Below are 16,648 nucleotides of genomic sequence, written 5' to 3' on the forward strand. Positions count from 1 at the left end.
GATGCTCAGAAGCGTGAGGCAGTGAGCGTTACGTCAGCGTCTGCCCAAGCCTTCTTGAAGTCGGCTTCGACGAGCTTGGCCTGCTCCTGCTTGTTCTGCGCCAGCAGCGCCTTGTGCAAGCCGAACAACGCCCAGCCGTTCTTCGGATGGACGCGCAGATCTTCCCAATAGACCGCTTCGGCCTCGGCAGGGCGGCCCGCGTCGAGCAGCACGGCGCCGAGCACATGACGCACGGGCTGGTGCCAATCGTCGGGCTCGGTGTAGATCAGGTTGTCGTGATAACGCACGGCGCGATCGAGATGAGCGATCGCTACGTCGTAGTTGCCTTGCGCGGCGGCCAGTTCGCCATCGAGCACTTCGACCGCGACTCGCAGCACCGAGTCGGCGAGATTGAGTGACATCGAGGTCGGCGCTGCGGTCAGCTTCGGATCTTTCGCGATCTTGCGCACGGCCTCGATCTCTTTCTTCGCAGCACCCAAGTCATTCTTGCGGATGAATGCCATACCGCGTGCGTAGTGACGCACGCCACGCGTGAAGAGCGTGTCCGCTCGAGGCGCCGGTGCGGCCAGGATCTCGTCCCACTTGCCGAAGCGCACCAGCGCGAAGTCGGGTGGCAGCACGAAGGTTTGCAGCAGCGACATTTCCTTGAGAGCCTCGGGCGGAATCGCCTGCGCGGTCTTGTTGGCCGAGTCGATGGCGATCTTGCTTTGACCCGCCATGCTGGCCGCGAACCACAGGAAGTGCACGTTGTGAGGGTAGTAGCCCAGCGGGTAGAGGCCCTGCGCACGGCACTGAGTAATGTAATCCTCGTCGGCGAGGATCGCCATCTGATTGGCTTTCATCGCATCGGCATAGCGGCCTACGCGTTGATAGATATGTCCCGGCATGTGCACGAGGTGACCGGCTGCCGGCGCGAGAGGTAGCAACCGATCAGCCGCAGCTTCGGCTTTTTCCGGCGTATTGCTCGCCTCCCAGAGATGGATGTAGTAGTGCAGCGCGCCCGGATGATCCGGGTTCTTCGCGAGCACGCGATCCAGGGCCTTGATGATGTCGTGGGTCTGATCATAGGGACGTCCATCGCGAGTCCAATAATTCCACGGACGCAGATCCATCACCGACTCGGCGTACAGCGTCGCGGCGTCGAGATCGTCCGGATAGGTTTCCTGCAGGATGCGCATGGCGCCGGCGTAGGCTTGATCGGCAGCGGCGCGATCTTCGGGCTTGCCGGTGAAACGCAGGGCGAGCGCGTCGATATAGTCCCGTTCGCGTGGGGTCACCTTGCCCTTGAGCGATTGGGCCTTCTTGATGAGCTCGAGCGCCTTCGGTTCCTGCTCAGGCCCCATGGCCGCATTGATGTTCGGGCCCAGCACCAGCGCCTGACCCCAATACGCCATGGCCGCGTTCGGATCCAGTCGCGCCGCTTCCGCGAAGGCCCGTCCGGCTTCGGCGTGATTGAATCCGTAGGTGAGATTCAATCCCTGGTTCATGAAGCGCTGCGCCTGCTCCGATTCTGTCGTGACGGGAAACGTGTGCTTGCCGACATCCTGCAGCCGGGGTGCGATGGCGCCCGACGGCGAGGTCGAGTCGAAGCCTTCGTGCTCCTGATAATGTTTATGAACCGGCACTTGGGCGTGCGCGGCTGCGGCCAGCCAGAGCGAGCCGGCGAAGGCCAGGCAGATCTTGGTGCGCATAGCGTTCTCCCCACATTTGTTGCTGAGTGCGCGACAGTGCTCCCGGGTCGTGAGTGTCGGGTGATACGACGCGTGAAAAATCCGTGAAAACCTCGGGGCGATGATTTCTACGCTGCGGTGCCTTACAGTGCGCTGAAGACACCACGGGGCTGAACATGAGCGACTGGAAACTTCCCTGGGATGGCGGCTGCCGGTGTGGGCAGGTGCGCTTTCGGATCAGCGTCGCGCCACTACTGACGATGGCGTGTCATTGCCGAGGCTGTCAGCGCATGAGCGCCAGCGCCTACTCACTGAGCGCAGCGATTCCTGTCGAAGGCTTTGCGGTCACGCAGGGTGAGCCCGTCATTGGCGGGTTGCACGGTGCGACACGCCACTTCTTTTGTCCTCACTGCAAGAGCTGGATGTTCACGCGGCCGGAAGGGCTGGATCATTTCGTGAATGTGCGACCGACGTTGTTGGACGACGCCTCGTGGGTCGCGCCGTTCGTCGAAACGTGTACGCAGACGCGACTGCCTTCGGCGGTTGCCGGTGCGAGCCATAGCTACGAGAGCTTTCCGCCGATGGAGGACTACTCGAAGCTGGTGGAAGAGTACGCGAAACACGGGCCCCGTCCGGGGCGATGAATCAGTCCATCGCGCGCGTCGAGACCTTTTCTCCCTCGCGAGGCGCGGGCTCGCGATCGAAGCTCAATATTGCCGGCGCTGCGGCGAAGTCCAGGCGTTGTAGCGATAGTTGCAGTGCGCCGACGGTTAGCGCGATGTCGGTGCGGGATTGGGAAGGCAGATCGAGCGCGGCGGCGAGCGAGTCGTCGTCGACCGGCTTGCCCGCGATGGACAATCTGTCCAAAGCCCATTGCAGATCCGTGCCGCGGAGCTCGCCGGGGCCGTGCTCGGTTGTCAGGACCAGCGAGCCTTCCTCATCCATATAAGCAGCGCGAAGCTGCGCGACCGCCAGACCGGTGTGAGTGATGAGGTGTTCGTTGTCCTCCGAGACGAACAGGATCAGCGGCGTCGATTCGAGTTGCATGTAGCCGCGCTGGGGGCCGTTCTGAAAATACCAGCGGCCGTGCTCGTCCGCTGCATAGTTCCGATTGATCACGTCGATGATGCGAGGATGGCTGATGGCCTCGCCTTGCACGAGCCAGCGGCCGCGCCGATCCAGGCCCAGCCAGCCGAACAACGCCGGCACGTTCGGCCAGCGCTTCAATGCATTGAGTGCCCATTCATCCATCGCGCCAGTGTGCCGGCAGCGGTCGGCGATCTCAACTTGGTATCATTTGTACAGCGTTGCGAGTGAGGTGGGCGATGGCGGCGAAAAAGAAAAAGGCGGGCTACACGCCCGCACGCAAGAACGATCCGGAAGGCGTGCGGGCGCGCTTTCTCGATGTCGCAGCCGAGCTGTTCCAGAACCGTGGGTATTGCGCCACGGGCATGCAGGCGATCTTCGAGGACGCGGGCGTGACGGCTGGCGCCTTCTATCATCACTTCGTTGGAAAGAAAGATCTGGCTATGGCGGTGATCGAGGAGCGCGTGGCTGCCGAGGTCGAGCGGGCGTGGATTGCGCCGGTGAGGGAGGCGAAGTCGACGCTCGAGGGAGTGACGGCGGTGTTCAAGAACATTGCGGCGCAGTTGGAGGCAAGAAGCGCCGTGCGCGGCTGTCCGCTCAACAATCTCACCCTGGAGCTCGCGTTTGCGGATCCGGAGTTTCAGAGCAGCCTCGCAAAGGTGTTTGCGAATTGGCAAAGCGAGATCGAGGCGAAGCTGAAACAAGACATGAATGAGCAACGGCTGCCTCGATCCAAGCCGGGGCCGCTCGCGGCGTACATCATTGCGGTGTATTCAGGTGCGATGGCCTTGTGCAAAGTCCAACAATCGCCCGCACCGCTGTTGCAATGCTTGCCTGAGTTGCGCGATCGGCTCTCCCCTTGATCGGGCGCCATTGACAAAACAGAACGATCGTTATGGAATGACGTCCAGCTGAGGGCTAACCCCCTCTCAGGCCAAACTTCTGGAGGCTGGGCGTGCATTCATCCATCTCGCGGCGTGCGTTGTTACAGGCGAGCGGCGCACTCGCGATCGGCGCTGCGCTGGGTGCTGCGGATGCTGTGGCAGCAGAAAGTGCGGAAGCGCGCCGGTTTGACTTCCTGCACGGGCAATGGGATGTCGTACATCGCAAGCTGAAGGATCGGCTCGCCGGCAACAATCAGTGGTTCGAGTTTCCCGGCACGCTGAGCGTCGCGCCGATTCTTGGCGGTCTCGGCAACTTCGACGAGAACGTGCTGCGTGATCCAAACGGCACGTATCAAGCCTCGTCGTTACGCCTCTTCAATCCGGGCGCGCAGCAATGGTCGATATGGTGGCTCGATTCACGCTTTCCGGCGGTCGAGCCGCCTGTCGTCGGCGGCTTTCAAGGCGGCAAAGGAACGTTCTACGCACACGACGTTTTCAAGGGCCAACCCATCCGGGTGCGTACCACATACGAGCTGCTGAAGTCTGATCGCGCGCAGTGGACTCAGGCGTTCTCGCCGGACGGCGGTGCGAGTTGGGAAGTGAACTGGGTGATGGACTTCAAGAGAGCGCACGTATGACGACAGCTTCCTCCGGCGCAAAGGACTTCGATTTTATCCACGGCAGCTGGCGAGTATCACATCAGCGACTCGCGCAACGACTGAGGGGCAGCAGCGACTGGGTGCGTTTCGGCGGCACGATGACTGCGAAGTCCATCCTCGGCGGCCGCGGCAACTTCGATGAGAACGTCATCGAGCTGCCCCAGGAGGCCTATAAAGCGTGCACGGTGCGCTTGTTCAATCCCGAGCAGGCGCGCTGGAGCATCTACTGGATCGATGGGCGCGATCCTAAGCTCGATGCTCCGGTGCACGGCACGTTCAATCAAGGCGTGGGCACGTTCTTCGGGGAGGACACCTTCGAGGGCAGGCCGATTCGAATCCGTTTCCTCTGGTCGCAGATCAAAGCGGACAGTGCTCGTTGGGAACAGGCGTTCTCTGTCGATGCGGGTGCGACGTGGGAGACCAATTGGATCATGGAATTCACCAGAGTCTGACCATGCGGGTGCTGTTGGCAACTTTATTGGCGATATTCACGATGGCGACGAGTGCAGATACATCCGTTGTGACGCCGGCGGTGCTCGAATTGCGTCAGTACAAGATCGTTGCGGGCAAACGCGACGAGATGATCGCCGTGTTCGACGGCAAGTTGATCGAGGGGCAGGAAGAGGTCGGCATGCGCCTGCTCGGTCAATTCCGGGATCGCGATGATCCGAATCGGTTCACGTGGATGCGGGAGTTTTCAAACATGGACGCGCGCGGCGCGGCGCTTACTCATTTCTACACCGGTCCGGTGTGGAAGGCGCATCGGGGCGAGGCCAATCCACTGCTGGAGGACAACGACAACGTCTTGCTGCTGAAACCTGCAACGGCAGAGTTGGCGCTGCAAGTGCCGCCGGCGAGCGAGCGGGCCAAGGCCGGCGACGCGCCAAAGCCCGCGAGCACCATCGTTGTGACGATCTACTATCTTTGGAAGGATCCGTCCGAAGGCTTCACTCGATTCTTTGCGGAAAAGCTCAAGCCGGAACTGACAGCTGCCGGGGTGCCCGTGCTAGGCGGCTATATTACCGAGGCCACGCCGAATAATTTCCCCGCACTCCCGGTGCGGCAGCATGAGAAGGTGTTCGTCTGGTTTACTCGCACGCAAGATGCGGCGAGTTACGATCAGATGCTCGCGAAGCTCCAGGGCAGCGCCGTGGGGCGCGAGCTGAAGGATTATCAGGAACGGGCCGCGCAGGTGTTGAGGCTTGCCCCGACCTCCCGATCGTTGTTGCGCTGAGAACTCGGGGGCTCGCCCGCCGCGGAGCTGCTACAATGGCCGGCCGTTTATCCCCGGCGACCTTCCATGCAGCCCATTTCCATTGGTGTCGATTTCGGCACCAGCAATACCGTTATTGCCGTGGTGGGCGCAGATCTCGGCTCGACCGTGCTCAAAGTGCCTTCTCGGGCAGGCGAGGGCACGGCATTGCCGTCGATTCTGTGTTTCCGGCCCGCCGAACCGAATCCGCGCGATCGTCCGATCAGCAGTGCGGGTGCAGACGCAATCGCCGACTACATTTCGCGCACCGGGCCGGCCAGGCTCGTGCAATCGATGAAATCGTTTCTGGGCAGCCGGGCATTCGTCGACACCAAGGTGTTCACACACACCTACACCCTCGAGTCGTTGATCGGCACACTGCTTGAGCACCTGTATGACGCGACTGGCGCGCGCGAGCTGCTGACCCAGGCGCCGCTCGTCATCGGCCGGCCCATCGAGTTCGCCGGCGCATCGCCCGACGATGAGCTTGCGCAAACGAGATTGAAAGCGGCGTTTGCGTTCGCGGGGCGCGAGGCGGATCGAATTGGAACGGAGCCTGAAGCGGCCGCATACGCGTTTGCGAGCCGCGCGCGTGGTCGTCACCTGGTGCTCGTCGCCGATCTCGGCGGCGGCACGAGCGACTTCTCGATCGTGGAAGTGAATGCTGAAGGGGCGCAGCCGAAGCTCACGCCGCTGGCGCAGACTGGTGTCGGCATTGCCGGCGATCGTTTCGATTATCAAATCGTCTACAACGCCGTGTGTCCGGCCCTCGGCATGGGCTCGCAGTTCCAGCCCGAAACCAAGAAGCTGCCGATTCCTTTGTGGATCTACGCCAACTTTGCGAGCTGGCATCAGCTGTCGATGATGAATAACCGCCAGACGTTACGACACATCACTGACATTCTGCGCACGGCTGTCGATCAAGAGGCGTTCGAAGGGTTGGTGCACGTCATTCGCAACGAGGAAGGCTTCACGTTGTTTCAAGCCGTCTCGCGAGTGAAACAAACGCTCACGGCGCAGGACAGCGCGCGGCTCAGCTTCAAGGCAGGCCCGATCGAGATCGATCGCACGGTCGCGCGCGCCGAATTCGAACAATGGATCGCCGATGATTTGTCGCGCATCGAGGCGACGGCGGACGAGGCCGTCCGAACCGCTGGCGTGAATCCTGCGAATCTCACTCGCGTTTTCATGACGGGCGGCACCGCTTTGGTGCCAGCAGTGCGCGAGTTGTTCGCGAGGAAATTCGGAGCGGACAAGCTGATCGGCGGCGACGAGTTCTCCTCGGTCGCCCAGGGTCTGGCGCTGATGGGTGTGCCGCGCTGACACTCTGTAAAAACAGCCCTCCACTGTGAGTGATCAGGGGCAAGTGAGCCGAATCTGACGGTTGTACTCGCCCGCGACTCCCTGGGGCACGCTACACTCGTGACCCGTGCTCGCGTTGGGAAGACACCGTTGATTGCTCTGATTGGCATCGATGTCGATGGCACCTTGATCGGCAGCTCCGGCGAGGTGCCGGGCGTTATCTGGCAGCTCGCCGCTGAGGCGCGCGCCAAAGGAATTCATCTCGCGCTGTGTTCGGGCCGCCCCGCGTTTGGCGTAGCTGCCGAGTATGCGCGTCATCTCGATGACGATGGCTGGCACATCTTTCAGAATGGTGCGAGCGTCGTGAACCTCGCGACTCACGAGTCGCGCTCCACGCCACTTCCTGAAGGATCCGTTCGCGGCCTGATCTCACTTGCACGCGAAACCGGTCACGTGCTCGAGTTGTATGGCGATGACGACTACACCGTCGAGAGCCAGGCGCCGTGGGCGAAAGAACATGCCGAACTGCTCGGCCTGCCTTTCAACCCGCGGCCGTATGAAACATTGTCGCCGCCGCTGGTGCGCGCGCAGTGGCTGCTCTCGCCCGAAGACGCCAAGCGAGTCGTCGCGCCTCCGGATCTCGAGATGGCTGACTCGAGTTCGCCGCTCATGCCTGACGTTCGATTCATCGGCTTGACCCGTCACGGCGTGAGCAAGGGCGCTGCCATGCGTGAGATCGCCGCTGCGTATCGCGTCGACCTGCGTGACGTTATGTATGTCGGCGACTCGGGCAACGATCTGTCGGCCTTGCGTGTCGTCGGCCATCCCATTGCGATGGGCAACGCCGATCCTCAGGTCATCGCGGCAGCCGAGCGCACCATCGGGCATGTCGATGAGGCCGGGCTCGCGGACGCGCTCAAGCTCGCCATCGGCAGCAGGTAACCTGACACTCGCGGTAAGATTGGCGTTTTCTCCACGATAGGTGGGCGCCATGACTTCGAGTTCGAGCCATCCGCAGCGCACGGGCGGGCAACTCATTGTCGATCAACTGCTGACGCACGGAGCCGAGCTTGCTTTTTGCGTGCCCGGCGAGAGTTATCTGCCGGTGCTCGACGCGCTGTATACCGTGCGCGATCGCATCAAGCTGATCACCTGTCGCCATGAAAACGGCGCGGCCAACATGGCCGAGGCTTATGGGAAGCTGACCGGCAAACCCGGCATCTGCCTGGTGACACGCGGGCCAGGCGCAACCAACGCTTCCATCGGTGTACACACTGCCTTCCAGGATTCGACGCCGATGATTCTGCTCATCGGCCAGGTGGGCACCGACTTCATGGAGCGCGAGGCGTTTCAGGAGATCGACTATAGGCGCATGTTCGGTCCGATGTCGAAGTGGGTGGCGCAGATCGATCGCACCGATCGCATTCCCGAGTTCATCGCGCGCGCCTACCAGGTGGCCACCAGCGGACGCATGGGGCCGGTGGTGCTGGCGCTTCCAGAAGACGTGTTGAGCGGAACCGCTGCCGTCGCGGATGCGCGGCCGTGGCAGCGGATCGAGTCTGCGCCGTCGCCAGAGGCGCTCAGCCAGTTGTCGCAGATGCTCGGCGAAGCGCAGCGGCCGTTCCTGCTGGTCGGCGGCAGTGGCTGGGACGAAGCGGCTTGCAAACAATTGCAGCGTTTTGCCGAGACACAGCACATCCCGGTGGGATGCGAGTTTCGCTCGCAGGATCTATTCGACAACGCGCATCCCAATTACGCGGGCGATGTCGGCATCGGTATCAATCCAAAGCTGGCCGAGCGCGTGAAGGCATCCGATCTGCTGATCGTGCTCGGCGCGCGGCTTGGTGAGATCACGACCAGCGGCTATGGGCTGATTGCCGGTCCAGTTCCAGCGCAGCGACTCGTGCACATTTATCCAGAAGCGGACGAGCTCGGTCGCTTCTATCACGCCGAACTGATGATCAACGCCACCATGCCCGCCATGACGCGAGCGTTGGCGGCGTTGCCCAAGGTTACGCGCGATGAATCGAAGGCGCAGGTCGCGGTGGCAAACTCGGAGTATCGAGCGTGGCAAGGGCGCAAAGAGATTCCGGGCAAGGTGCAGATGTGGGACGTGATTCAGCATATGGATCGCGTGCTGCCGCCGGATGTCATCGTCACTAACGGCGCGGGCAACTACACAACTTGGGCGCATCGCTTCCATCGCTACCGCGGTTTCCGGACGCAGCTGGCGCCGACATCCGGTGCGATGGGCTACGGCGTGCCCGCCGGCATCGCGGCCAAAGCTTTGTATCCGACCCGCACCGTCGTCACATTCGCGGGCGATGGTTGCTTTCTGATGACGGGCCAGGAACTGGCGACCGCGGTTCAATATCAACTCAATGTCATCGTCATCGTGGTCAACAACAATATGTACGGCACGATCCGGATGCACCAGGAACGCGAATATCCGGCTCGGGTGTACGGCACGTCGCTCGTGAATCCGGACTTCGCGGCGTTCGCCACGGCGTTTGGAGCTCACGGTGAATTGGTGGAGACGACCGAGCAATTTGGACCGGCGTTGGAGCGCGCCATGAAGGCGGGCAAGCCGGCATTGATCGAAGTACGCATCGATCCGGAAGCGATCACGCCGAACGCCACGCTGCAGTCGATTCGCAACGCCGCGCAGAAGTCGTAAGCCATTCGAGCAGGAGCCACGATGCTATACCTGATCCTGGGACTGGTGATCTTTCTCGGCGTGCACTCGGTGGAAATCGTCTCGCCGACGTTCCGCAGCAGGGCGGTCGCGAAGCTGGGCGAAAAGCCGTACAAGGGCATCTACTCGCTGCTGTCCATCCTCGGGTTCGTGCTGCTGGTGTGGGGTTACGGCGTTGCTCGCCAGGATCCGATCCTCGTGTATGCGCCGCCGCTGTGGATGCGGCATCTTGCTTTGCTATTGATGCTGCCGGTGTTTCCGTTGCTGCTGGCGGCTTATCTGCCCGGGCGCATCAAGGCAGCAGTGAAACATCCGATGCTGGCCGCGGTAAAAGCGTGGGCGTTCGCGCATTTGCTCGCCAATGGCATGTTGGCGGATTTACTGTTGTTTGGCGGCTTTCTGCTCTGGGCCGTGGCGGATCGTATTTCAGTCAAACGTCGCGCCGTGGTCCGGCCGGTGCCCGGGCCGCCGCCGGGAAAGTACAACGATCTCATCGCCGTGGTCGGTGGTCTCGCGTTGTATGTCATCTTCGTATTCTGGCTGCACACATGGCTGATTGGAGTGCCGCCGCTGGCGATGTGAGTCGTGAAGACATTGCTCAGCTTTGGCATCTTCGTCGCGGTCGTCTATGTCGGCTTGTGTGCCGTGCTGTTCTTCTTTCAGCGCTCGATGATCTATTTCCCGCAGCCACGGCCGCACGGTAAAACATCGGCGACGCTGCCGTTATCCGTGCAGGGGGCGGAGCTGGTCATCAGCGTTCGCGCGCACAACGGGCCGAACGCCATCGTGTACTTCGGCGGCAACGGCGAGGACGTGACGTACAACCTGCCGTCGTTCTCCGACGCCTTTCCCGACCACGCGCTGTATCTAATGAATTACCGCGGCTATGGCGGCAGCTCGGGGAGTCCCTCTGAAGCGGCTATTTCGCAGGACGCGCTGGCATTGTTCGACTACGTGCACGCTCGGCATCCCAACATCACCGTCATGGGGCGGAGCCTGGGTTCCGGTGTCGCCATACGGCTCGCCAGTCAGCGCCCGGCGACCAGGCTGGTGCTGATTACGCCGTTTGCCAGTATTGCCGAGCTTGCGGCCAGCCAGTTTCCGATGTTTCCCGTGAAGTGGCTGATTCGTGACCGATTTGAATCGTGGCGCCATGCGCCGCTCATCGATGTGCCGACGCTGCTGGTGGTCGCCGAGCACGATGAAATTATTCCACGCCCCAGCACGGACGCTTTGTATGCAGCCTTTCGGCCAGGCGTTGCGAGTCAGCGAATCATTCCGGACACCGGCCACAACACAATCTCTGCGACTCCGATGTATGTAGAGGCGTTGCAAACTGCGCTTGCTCAAAACAGCGAACAATGATTGAATGTTCGCTCTTCTCATTGGCCCGTCGCGAAGCAAGGAGGGCACCGATGATTCCATTCAGCATGCACCTCCCACCGGTACATACCCGCTAACTCCGGGCTCCCGGTAGAAAAACTGCGGCTTCATCCCCACGTGGGTCAATTCGGCCTGCTGGGCCCGCCGCCTCCGTCAGGCTCCATCGGCTTCGCAAGGACAGCGCGGTAATCGCGCTGGCTCATCATGGTCAAATCCCGCGTCGAGGGCTCGCAGGTCCTCCGTAATGTGCTTGTTTTCACGCTCCGGCATTGGGCCGAACGCAAGGGGCTCGTCATCCTCGTGGCTCTGGCCATGGTGCTGTCGACGGTCACTGAAGTGGTCGTGCCGGTGTATGCCGGCCGGCTCGTCGACGCCCTCGCGCAGGGGCGGGAATTTGCAGACGTCGCGCTTCACTCTTTCCTGGTCATGGCTGGGTTGGGTTTGGCGATGGTCGCGCTCCGGCATCTGGCCTGGTGGGCCATCGTGCCGCTCACGCTGGGCATGATGCGGAAAATCTCGCAGGGCGCCTTCCATCGCGTGCAACGTTTCTCGACGGATTGGCACAACAACAGTTTTGCGGGCTCCATCGTGCGAAAGATCACGCGCGGCATGTGGGCGCTCGACATGATCAACGATGTGCTGCTGCTGGCGCTGTTGCCGTCGTTGGTCGTGCTGGTTGGAACCGTGTTCCTGCTTGGCCAGCGTTGGCCGATCATGGGTGTAGTGATGGCGCTGGGCTCCATTGCGTACGCAATATTGACGGTGACGCTTGCAACTCGTCTCGTCGCTCCGGCGTCGCGCCTTTCCAATGCCCAGGACACGCGCATCGGTGGTGTGCTTGCCGACGCGCTCGGTGGGAACTCGGTCGTGAAATCCTTCGGCGCGGAAGCTCGTGAGGACGCGCGACTCAGCCGGGTCATGCACAAATGGTCGCGCCGTACGCATCGCACCTGGATGCTTCACACCTGGAGTGGCACGGGACAGCTGGCGCTGCTTTGGTTCGTTCGCTCGGCCATCACCGCGACTGCCTTGTGGTTGTGGTGGCAGGGACGCGCGACGCCAGGTGAGATCACCTATGTGCTGACGACGTACTTCGTCGTGCACGGTTATCTGCGTGATATCGGCCAGCACGTTCATCACCTGCAGCGTTCCGTGAACGAAATGGAAGAGATGGTTCAGCTGCACGCGGAGCCCATGGGTGTGGCGGATTCGCCAGGCGCTCGGCCGCTGCGTATCGATGCGGGCGAGGTGCGGTTCGATCATGTGACGTTCTGTTACGCCGGGCAGCACACGCCGCTGTATCGGGATTTGAACGTGCGGATCGCGCCGGGCGAGCGCATCGGTCTGGTCGGGCATTCCGGCTCGGGCAAGACCACGTTCGTGAAGCTGATCCAGCGGCTGTACGACGTGACCGAGGGTCGCGTGCTGATCGATGGGCAGGATGTTATGCACGCCACGCAGGAGTCGTTGCGGTCGCAGATCGCGATCGTGCAGCAGGAGCCCATCCTGTTTCATCGCAGCCTGGCCGAGAACATCTCGTATGCCCGGCCGGATGCCACGATGGAGGAGATCGAGCGGGCTGCTCGGCTGGCGAATGCTCACGACTTCATCGTGCGTCTGCCGCGGGGTTATCAGACCCTGGTCGGCGAGCGCGGTGTGAAGCTTTCGGGCGGTGAGCGGCAGCGTGTGGCGCTGGCGCGGGCGTTCCTGGCGGATGCGCCGATCCTGATTCTCGACGAGGCGACTTCGAGCCTCGACTCGGAATCCGAAGCGCTGATTCAGCAGGCCATGGATCGCTTGATGTCGGGCCGCACGTCCATCGTCATCGCGCACCGTCTGTCGACGGTGCGGGCGATGGATCGCATCCTGGTGTTCGAGCACGGCCGCATCGTCGAGGAAGGATCGCACGACGCGCTGCTACGCCGGTCGCACGGTCACTATCGAAGGCTGTTTGAAAGGCAGTCGGGTGGGGTTGTTGGGGTTTCGCAGGCTCGCGAAGCCAGCTAAAGAAGACCCTCGCCCCTGGCCCCCTCTCCCGATGGGAGAGGGGGAATTACATCTTTAGTTTTTCCCCTGCAGGGCTGGAGAAAAGATCGACTGCTGCGCAGCCAGTTCGGCGGGTCGCTCGAGCTATCTCAGAGATGGCTCGTAATCGCCGGCGCGTTGTTCCAGTTATCGTGCTTGCCGTCGACGTACACGACCGGCGCAGCCGCCAGCTCTTCTGGCGTCGCGTCTTCCAGGCAGCCCAGGTTCACGCCATAAACCCGCTGCCCATCGGGCGTGTTGCCGATGCCGAACGAGCGCACGCCGCAATGTTTGCAAAAGTAATGCTCGTTGCGGCGGGTGTTGAACAAATATTGGGTCAGCTCCGCCTCGCCCGCCAGCAGTCGAAACTGCTCCGGCATCACGATCGCCGGCCAGAACCGGTTCCTCGCGCAGATCGAGCAATTACAGCGATAAGTCGGCTGCGTGAGATCGATGTCCGCCTCGAACCGCACCGCCCCGCAATGACAGCTGCCTGAGTATGTTTTGAGCATGGGTCGACGATAGCATGTCGGAGCCAGCTCAAAGTATTAAGCTGCTTGAATCGCCGGTCACTGCCAAGGACAGCTCATGATCGACTTCATCTGGAATCTGTTCCAGGACTCCGACATCCAGCGCCTGCGGGCCGAGGCAGAACGACGCGGCGAGCACTCGAGCTCGATGCAAGAGCGTGCGGCCTCGACCGAAGCGCGGCTGCTCGAGCTGGAACGGCGGCACGAACAGCTGAAGCTGGTCACGTTGTCGCTGTGGCGCCTGCTGAAAGACAAGGTCGACCTCTCAGACGCCGAGCTCGAGAAATACGTGGCGAGCACGGATTTGCTGGATGGCGTCGCCGACGGGGCGGTGGACCTGAGCAAGGAATTGATCAAGTGCCGCCACTGCGACCACGTTCATCTCAACACTGCCGTGGTCTGTCCCTTCTGCGGCGCTCGCAGTTCGTCGCGCAACGCGTTCGATGTGACTTAACCGCTACGCGCGATCCACCCGGGCGGCGAAACAGCCCCATTTAGCATTGTGAACATGGAGGAAGGCGATGCCCGGCTTGGCGAACATCTGCTCGATGAGTTTTTCGATGGCGGTGCCGGGGGCCACGTCGGCAGCTTTCATCATGCCGCTGGCCTCGAAGGCGCGCACGGATAACAGGCGAGAACGCATTTGTTGAGGCACTTCGTCGATGGCGAGCCGGGCTTCGGTTGCGGCTTCGCGGACGTAGATGGCGTGACGTGAGCGGTAGGGCGTGGCGACGGGCAGGTGCTCGTAGTTCAGCAGGATCAGCTGCTCGCCGATCTCGGCATCTTGCAGGCTGACGCGGCAGGGAAAGCCGGGGCATTCATCGGCGGTTACCCGAAGCGCGCCTTGGCGTGCCAGTTCTTCATCGGACATCGAGAACAAGGGCGAGAACTGGCTCAGCGGCAGTCCAGTGATTTGAAAGCTCATGGTCGGCTCCGGGATTGGCGAACGAGTGCCTACCTTGCCGTCGCAGTCGTCGCGCGGCACTCCGCTTCTTGCCGACCTTTCTTCGGAGGCCGCCAGCCAGCGCCTGTTAAGATCGCCGCATGCACCCCCTTGCGATTGCGGCCGTGCTGCTCGCGGCGTTCACTCATGCCACCTGGAATCTGGCCGCCAAGCGCGCCTCGGGCTCGCGCCATTTCGTTTGGTTGTATTCGCTGGGATCGGTCGTGCTGTACGCGCCGGCGGTGATATGGGTGCTCTCGACCACTCAGCTACAGTTTGCAACAGCCCACTGGGTAGCGTTGTTGATGACGGGCATCCTGCACATGGGCTATTCGCTCACGCTGCAGGCGGGCTACAGAGTTTCCGATCTGTCGTTGGTGTATCCGCTGGCGCGTGGCACCGGCCCGTTGCTGTCATTCCTTGCGGCGACCTTCATTCTGCACGAGCCGGCCAATATCTTCTCCGTGCTCGGCGTGTTGCTGATCGTCGGCGGCATTCTGATGGTGTCCGGTCTTGCGAACGAAGCTCACAAAGCGCCGCGTGCCGGCATCGCGTTGGGCTTGCTGACCGGCGTGTTCATCGCCGGCTATACGATCAACGACGGCTGGGCGGTGAAGACGCTCATGTTGTCCCCGTTCGTGATCGACTTCACCGGCAACATGCTCCGCCTCACGGTGCTTGCGCCGATGGCGCTGAGAGATCCGCCTGCGCTGCTCGGCGAGTGGCGAATGTACCGTACGCCCATTCTCATCGTCGCGGTGCTCGGCCCGCTGGGTTACATCCTGGTGTTGTACGCGATGAAACATGCTCCCATCGGGCACGTCGCGCCCATGCGGGAGCTGGCGACGTTGATCGGAACCTACTTCGGCGCTCGTTTACTCAAGGAACAAGTGACGCCGATCCGACTGACGGGAGCCGTGCTCATCGTCACCGGCGTCATTGCTCTAGCGGTTACCGGCTAGCAGGTCGCCGCGGCAACTCGCGAGGCGCGCAGTCCTTTGAGCGCCAGCGCAGCTGCGAGCAGCGGCAATACCGCAGCGACCCAAGGCAGAGCCGGCAATCCGGGGCCATGATCGATCACGGTGCCGCCCAGCCAAGCGCCGAGCGCGTTGCCAAGATTGAACGCGCCGATATTGAAACTCGACGCGAGGCTCTGGCCGGCCCCGCTGGACTTCTCCAGCACCCACATCTGCAGCGGCGGCACCGTTGCGAATGACGCTGCGCCGAGCAGGGCGACGAAGATCACCATGGCGATGCTGTCATGAACGGCGAACGTCATCAGCCCCAGCACGGCCGCCAGCATGAGCAGCGAGCCGATCAGCGTTGCTTCAAGATATCGATCCGCCAGCTTGCCGCCGACGATGTTGCCGACGACCAGGCCGCCGCCGAAGACAAGCATCACCAACGACACAGCCCGCTCGCTGACGTGCGTGAGCTGAGTCAGCAGTGGCGCAATGTAGGTGAACACAACGAACATGCCGCCGAAGCCGAACACGGTTGTTAGCAATGCCAGCACGACGGGACCGCGGGCGAGCGCGCGCAGATCGCTGCGCCAGTTACCTTCTTCGATTTGTCCGGCGTCGCGAGGTACGAGCAAGGCGATGACCGCCAGTGCAAAAGCGCCGATGCCCACGACGGCCCAGAAGGTCGCGCGCCATCCGGCCAACTGACCGAGCCAGGTGCCGAACGGAACGCCGAGCACCGTCGCAATTGTCAGGCCAGTGAACATGATGGCGATGGCCGACGCGCGCTGTTGAGGCGCGACCAGTTGTGTCGCGACCACCGAGCCGACGCCGAAGAACGTGCCGTGCGCGAATGCGGTAAGCACGCGGGCGGCTAGCAATCCGAAGTAGGTGGGAGCGATGGCGCAAGCAAGATTGCCGATCGTGAAGATCGCCATCAACGCGAGCAGCGTCGCCTTGCGGGGCCAGCGAGCAGTGACCACCGTCATGATCGGCGCGCCGGCCATGACGCCGAGTGCGTACCCTGAGATCAACATCCCCGCGGCGGAGATGGACACGTTGAGGTCGCCGCTGACTTCCAGCAGCAGTCCCATGATCACGAATTCGGTGACGCCGATTCCGAAGGCGCCGACCGCGAGCGCATACAAGGCGAGAGGCATGACTGTCTCGAGGAGTTTTGAGGAAAGGCAATGATGCGGGCGGCTGCGATTGCTGATAAGAATGTCCGCGTACACGAGCGTCGTGCATTGAATGAAC

At 62.1% G+C, this 16,648-nt stretch carries 18 protein-coding genes; 13 read left to right on the forward strand and 5 right to left on the reverse strand.

Annotation, left to right across the window (positions count from 1 at the left end; translation table 11 throughout):
- Positions 1-5 precede the first annotated feature (5 nt).
- The gene (locus tag EK373_RS09310) at positions 6-1,691 is read right to left on the reverse strand and encodes a tetratricopeptide repeat protein (protein ID WP_129642399.1); all 1,686 of its coding nucleotides are present in this window, start codon (positions 1,689-1,691) and stop codon (positions 6-8) included.
- 155 nt (positions 1,692-1,846) lie between these two features.
- Between EK373_RS09310 and EK373_RS09315 the strand changes: the two genes are divergently transcribed.
- Complete coding sequence (locus EK373_RS09315; protein WP_129642400.1) at positions 1,847-2,314, forward strand: GFA family protein; 468 nt, start codon at positions 1,847-1,849, stop codon at positions 2,312-2,314.
- A 1-nt stretch (position 2,315) separates the two neighbouring features.
- Here EK373_RS09315 and EK373_RS09320 read toward each other — a convergent pair whose 3' ends face one another.
- On the reverse strand, positions 2,316-2,921 hold the full coding sequence (locus EK373_RS09320; protein WP_129642401.1) for a DUF2946 family protein: 606 nt from the start codon (positions 2,919-2,921) through the stop codon (positions 2,316-2,318).
- Positions 2,922-2,995: 74 nt separating this feature from the next.
- Here EK373_RS09320 and EK373_RS09325 point away from each other — a divergent pair, with 74 nt between their 5' ends.
- From EK373_RS09325 to EK373_RS09370, 10 genes are all read left to right on the forward strand, one after another.
- Positions 2,996-3,619, forward strand: coding sequence for a TetR/AcrR family transcriptional regulator (locus EK373_RS09325; RefSeq protein ID WP_129642402.1), 624 nt, complete (start codon positions 2,996-2,998; stop codon positions 3,617-3,619).
- Positions 3,620-3,711: 92 nt separating this feature from the next.
- On the forward strand, positions 3,712-4,278 hold the full coding sequence (locus EK373_RS09330) for a hypothetical protein (protein WP_198683178.1): 567 nt from the start codon (positions 3,712-3,714) through the stop codon (positions 4,276-4,278).
- Positions 4,275-4,751, forward strand: a complete 477-nt coding sequence (locus EK373_RS09335) for a DUF1579 domain-containing protein (protein WP_129642403.1) — start codon at positions 4,275-4,277, stop codon at positions 4,749-4,751. The genes EK373_RS09330 and EK373_RS09335 overlap by 4 nt, the downstream gene beginning before the upstream one ends.
- Before the next feature lie 41 nt (positions 4,752-4,792).
- Positions 4,793-5,533 carry an NIPSNAP family protein gene (locus EK373_RS09340; protein ID WP_157994293.1) on the forward strand — a complete coding sequence of 247 codons (741 nt, stop codon included), beginning with the start codon at positions 4,793-4,795 and terminating at the stop codon, positions 5,531-5,533.
- A gap of 66 nt (positions 5,534-5,599) precedes the next feature.
- Entirely contained in the window at positions 5,600-6,874 is a 1,275-nt protein-coding gene (locus EK373_RS09345) for an Hsp70 family protein (protein ID WP_129642405.1), read from the forward strand.
- Between the two features lie 129 nt (positions 6,875-7,003).
- Positions 7,004-7,795, forward strand: a complete 792-nt coding sequence (locus EK373_RS09350; RefSeq protein ID WP_129642406.1) for a Cof-type HAD-IIB family hydrolase — start codon at positions 7,004-7,006, stop codon at positions 7,793-7,795.
- A gap of 49 nt (positions 7,796-7,844) precedes the next feature.
- Complete coding sequence (locus EK373_RS09355; protein WP_129642407.1) at positions 7,845-9,530, forward strand: thiamine pyrophosphate-binding protein; 1,686 nt, start codon at positions 7,845-7,847, stop codon at positions 9,528-9,530.
- 21 nt (positions 9,531-9,551) lie between these two features.
- Positions 9,552-10,130: an NnrU family protein gene (locus EK373_RS09360; protein ID WP_129642408.1), complete on the forward strand. Its 579-nt coding sequence runs from the start codon at positions 9,552-9,554 to the stop codon at positions 10,128-10,130.
- Positions 10,131-10,133: 3 nt separating this feature from the next.
- Positions 10,134-10,913, forward strand: a complete 780-nt coding sequence (locus EK373_RS09365; RefSeq protein WP_198683179.1) for an alpha/beta hydrolase — start codon at positions 10,134-10,136, stop codon at positions 10,911-10,913.
- A gap of 222 nt (positions 10,914-11,135) precedes the next feature.
- Complete coding sequence (locus EK373_RS09370) at positions 11,136-12,938, forward strand: ABC transporter ATP-binding protein (RefSeq protein ID WP_129642409.1); 1,803 nt, start codon at positions 11,136-11,138, stop codon at positions 12,936-12,938.
- 128 nt (positions 12,939-13,066) lie between these two features.
- Here the strand turns inward: EK373_RS09370 and EK373_RS09375 are convergent, their stop codons facing one another.
- Positions 13,067-13,468, reverse strand: coding sequence for a GFA family protein (locus EK373_RS09375; protein ID WP_129642410.1), 402 nt, complete (start codon positions 13,466-13,468; stop codon positions 13,067-13,069).
- 76 nt (positions 13,469-13,544) lie between these two features.
- Here EK373_RS09375 and EK373_RS09380 point away from each other — a divergent pair, with 76 nt between their 5' ends.
- Positions 13,545-13,940, forward strand: a complete 396-nt coding sequence (locus tag EK373_RS09380) for a hypothetical protein (RefSeq protein ID WP_129642411.1) — start codon at positions 13,545-13,547, stop codon at positions 13,938-13,940.
- Between the two features lie 3 nt (positions 13,941-13,943).
- On the opposite strand, the gene EK373_RS09385 is transcribed toward EK373_RS09380, so the two are convergent.
- Complete coding sequence (locus EK373_RS09385; protein WP_129642412.1) at positions 13,944-14,411, reverse strand: DUF1203 domain-containing protein; 468 nt, start codon at positions 14,409-14,411, stop codon at positions 13,944-13,946.
- Positions 14,412-14,530: 119 nt separating this feature from the next.
- Between EK373_RS09385 and EK373_RS09390 the strand changes: the two genes are divergently transcribed.
- Entirely contained in the window at positions 14,531-15,391 is an 861-nt protein-coding gene (locus EK373_RS09390; protein WP_129642413.1) for a DMT family transporter, read from the forward strand.
- Here EK373_RS09390 and EK373_RS09395 read toward each other — a convergent pair.
- Complete coding sequence (locus tag EK373_RS09395; protein WP_129642414.1) at positions 15,388-16,551, reverse strand: MFS transporter; 1,164 nt, start codon at positions 16,549-16,551, stop codon at positions 15,388-15,390. The two genes, EK373_RS09390 and EK373_RS09395, sit on opposite strands and share 4 nt — an antisense overlap.
- Positions 16,552-16,648 lie beyond the last annotated feature (97 nt).

It is taken from the genome of Peristeroidobacter agariperforans (assembly GCF_004138335.1).
GTDB classification, from domain to species: domain Bacteria; phylum Pseudomonadota; class Gammaproteobacteria; order Steroidobacterales; family Steroidobacteraceae; genus Steroidobacter; species Steroidobacter agariperforans.

What these genes read in the sequence shown, in the direction of transcription:
- EK373_RS09310 (WP_129642399.1), bottom strand. Translation starts at nt 1,691, where the DNA reads ATGCGCACCAAGATCTGCCTGGCCTTCGCCGGCTCGCTCTGGCTGGCC.
- EK373_RS09315 (WP_129642400.1), top strand. Translation starts at nt 1,847, where the DNA reads ATGAGCGACTGGAAACTTCCCTGGGATGGCGGCTGCCGGTGTGGGCAG.
- EK373_RS09320 (WP_129642401.1), bottom strand. Translation starts at nt 2,921, where the DNA reads ATGGATGAATGGGCACTCAATGCATTGAAGCGCTGGCCGAACGTGCCG.
- EK373_RS09325 (WP_129642402.1), top strand. Translation starts at nt 2,996, where the DNA reads ATGGCGGCGAAAAAGAAAAAGGCGGGCTACACGCCCGCACGCAAGAAC.
- EK373_RS09335 (WP_129642403.1), top strand. Translation starts at nt 4,275, where the DNA reads ATGACGACAGCTTCCTCCGGCGCAAAGGACTTCGATTTTATCCACGGC.
- EK373_RS09340 (WP_157994293.1), top strand. Translation starts at nt 4,793, where the DNA reads ATGGCGACGAGTGCAGATACATCCGTTGTGACGCCGGCGGTGCTCGAA.
- EK373_RS09345 (WP_129642405.1), top strand. Translation starts at nt 5,600, where the DNA reads ATGCAGCCCATTTCCATTGGTGTCGATTTCGGCACCAGCAATACCGTT.
- EK373_RS09355 (WP_129642407.1), top strand. Translation starts at nt 7,845, where the DNA reads ATGACTTCGAGTTCGAGCCATCCGCAGCGCACGGGCGGGCAACTCATT.
- EK373_RS09360 (WP_129642408.1), top strand. Translation starts at nt 9,552, where the DNA reads ATGCTATACCTGATCCTGGGACTGGTGATCTTTCTCGGCGTGCACTCG.
- EK373_RS09370 (WP_129642409.1), top strand. Translation starts at nt 11,136, where the DNA reads ATGGTCAAATCCCGCGTCGAGGGCTCGCAGGTCCTCCGTAATGTGCTT.
- EK373_RS09375 (WP_129642410.1), bottom strand. Translation starts at nt 13,468, where the DNA reads ATGCTCAAAACATACTCAGGCAGCTGTCATTGCGGGGCGGTGCGGTTC.
- EK373_RS09380 (WP_129642411.1), top strand. Translation starts at nt 13,545, where the DNA reads ATGATCGACTTCATCTGGAATCTGTTCCAGGACTCCGACATCCAGCGC.
- EK373_RS09385 (WP_129642412.1), bottom strand. Translation starts at nt 14,411, where the DNA reads ATGAGCTTTCAAATCACTGGACTGCCGCTGAGCCAGTTCTCGCCCTTG.
- EK373_RS09390 (WP_129642413.1), top strand. Translation starts at nt 14,531, where the DNA reads ATGCACCCCCTTGCGATTGCGGCCGTGCTGCTCGCGGCGTTCACTCAT.
- EK373_RS09395 (WP_129642414.1), bottom strand. Translation starts at nt 16,551, where the DNA reads ATGCCTCTCGCCTTGTATGCGCTCGCGGTCGGCGCCTTCGGAATCGGC.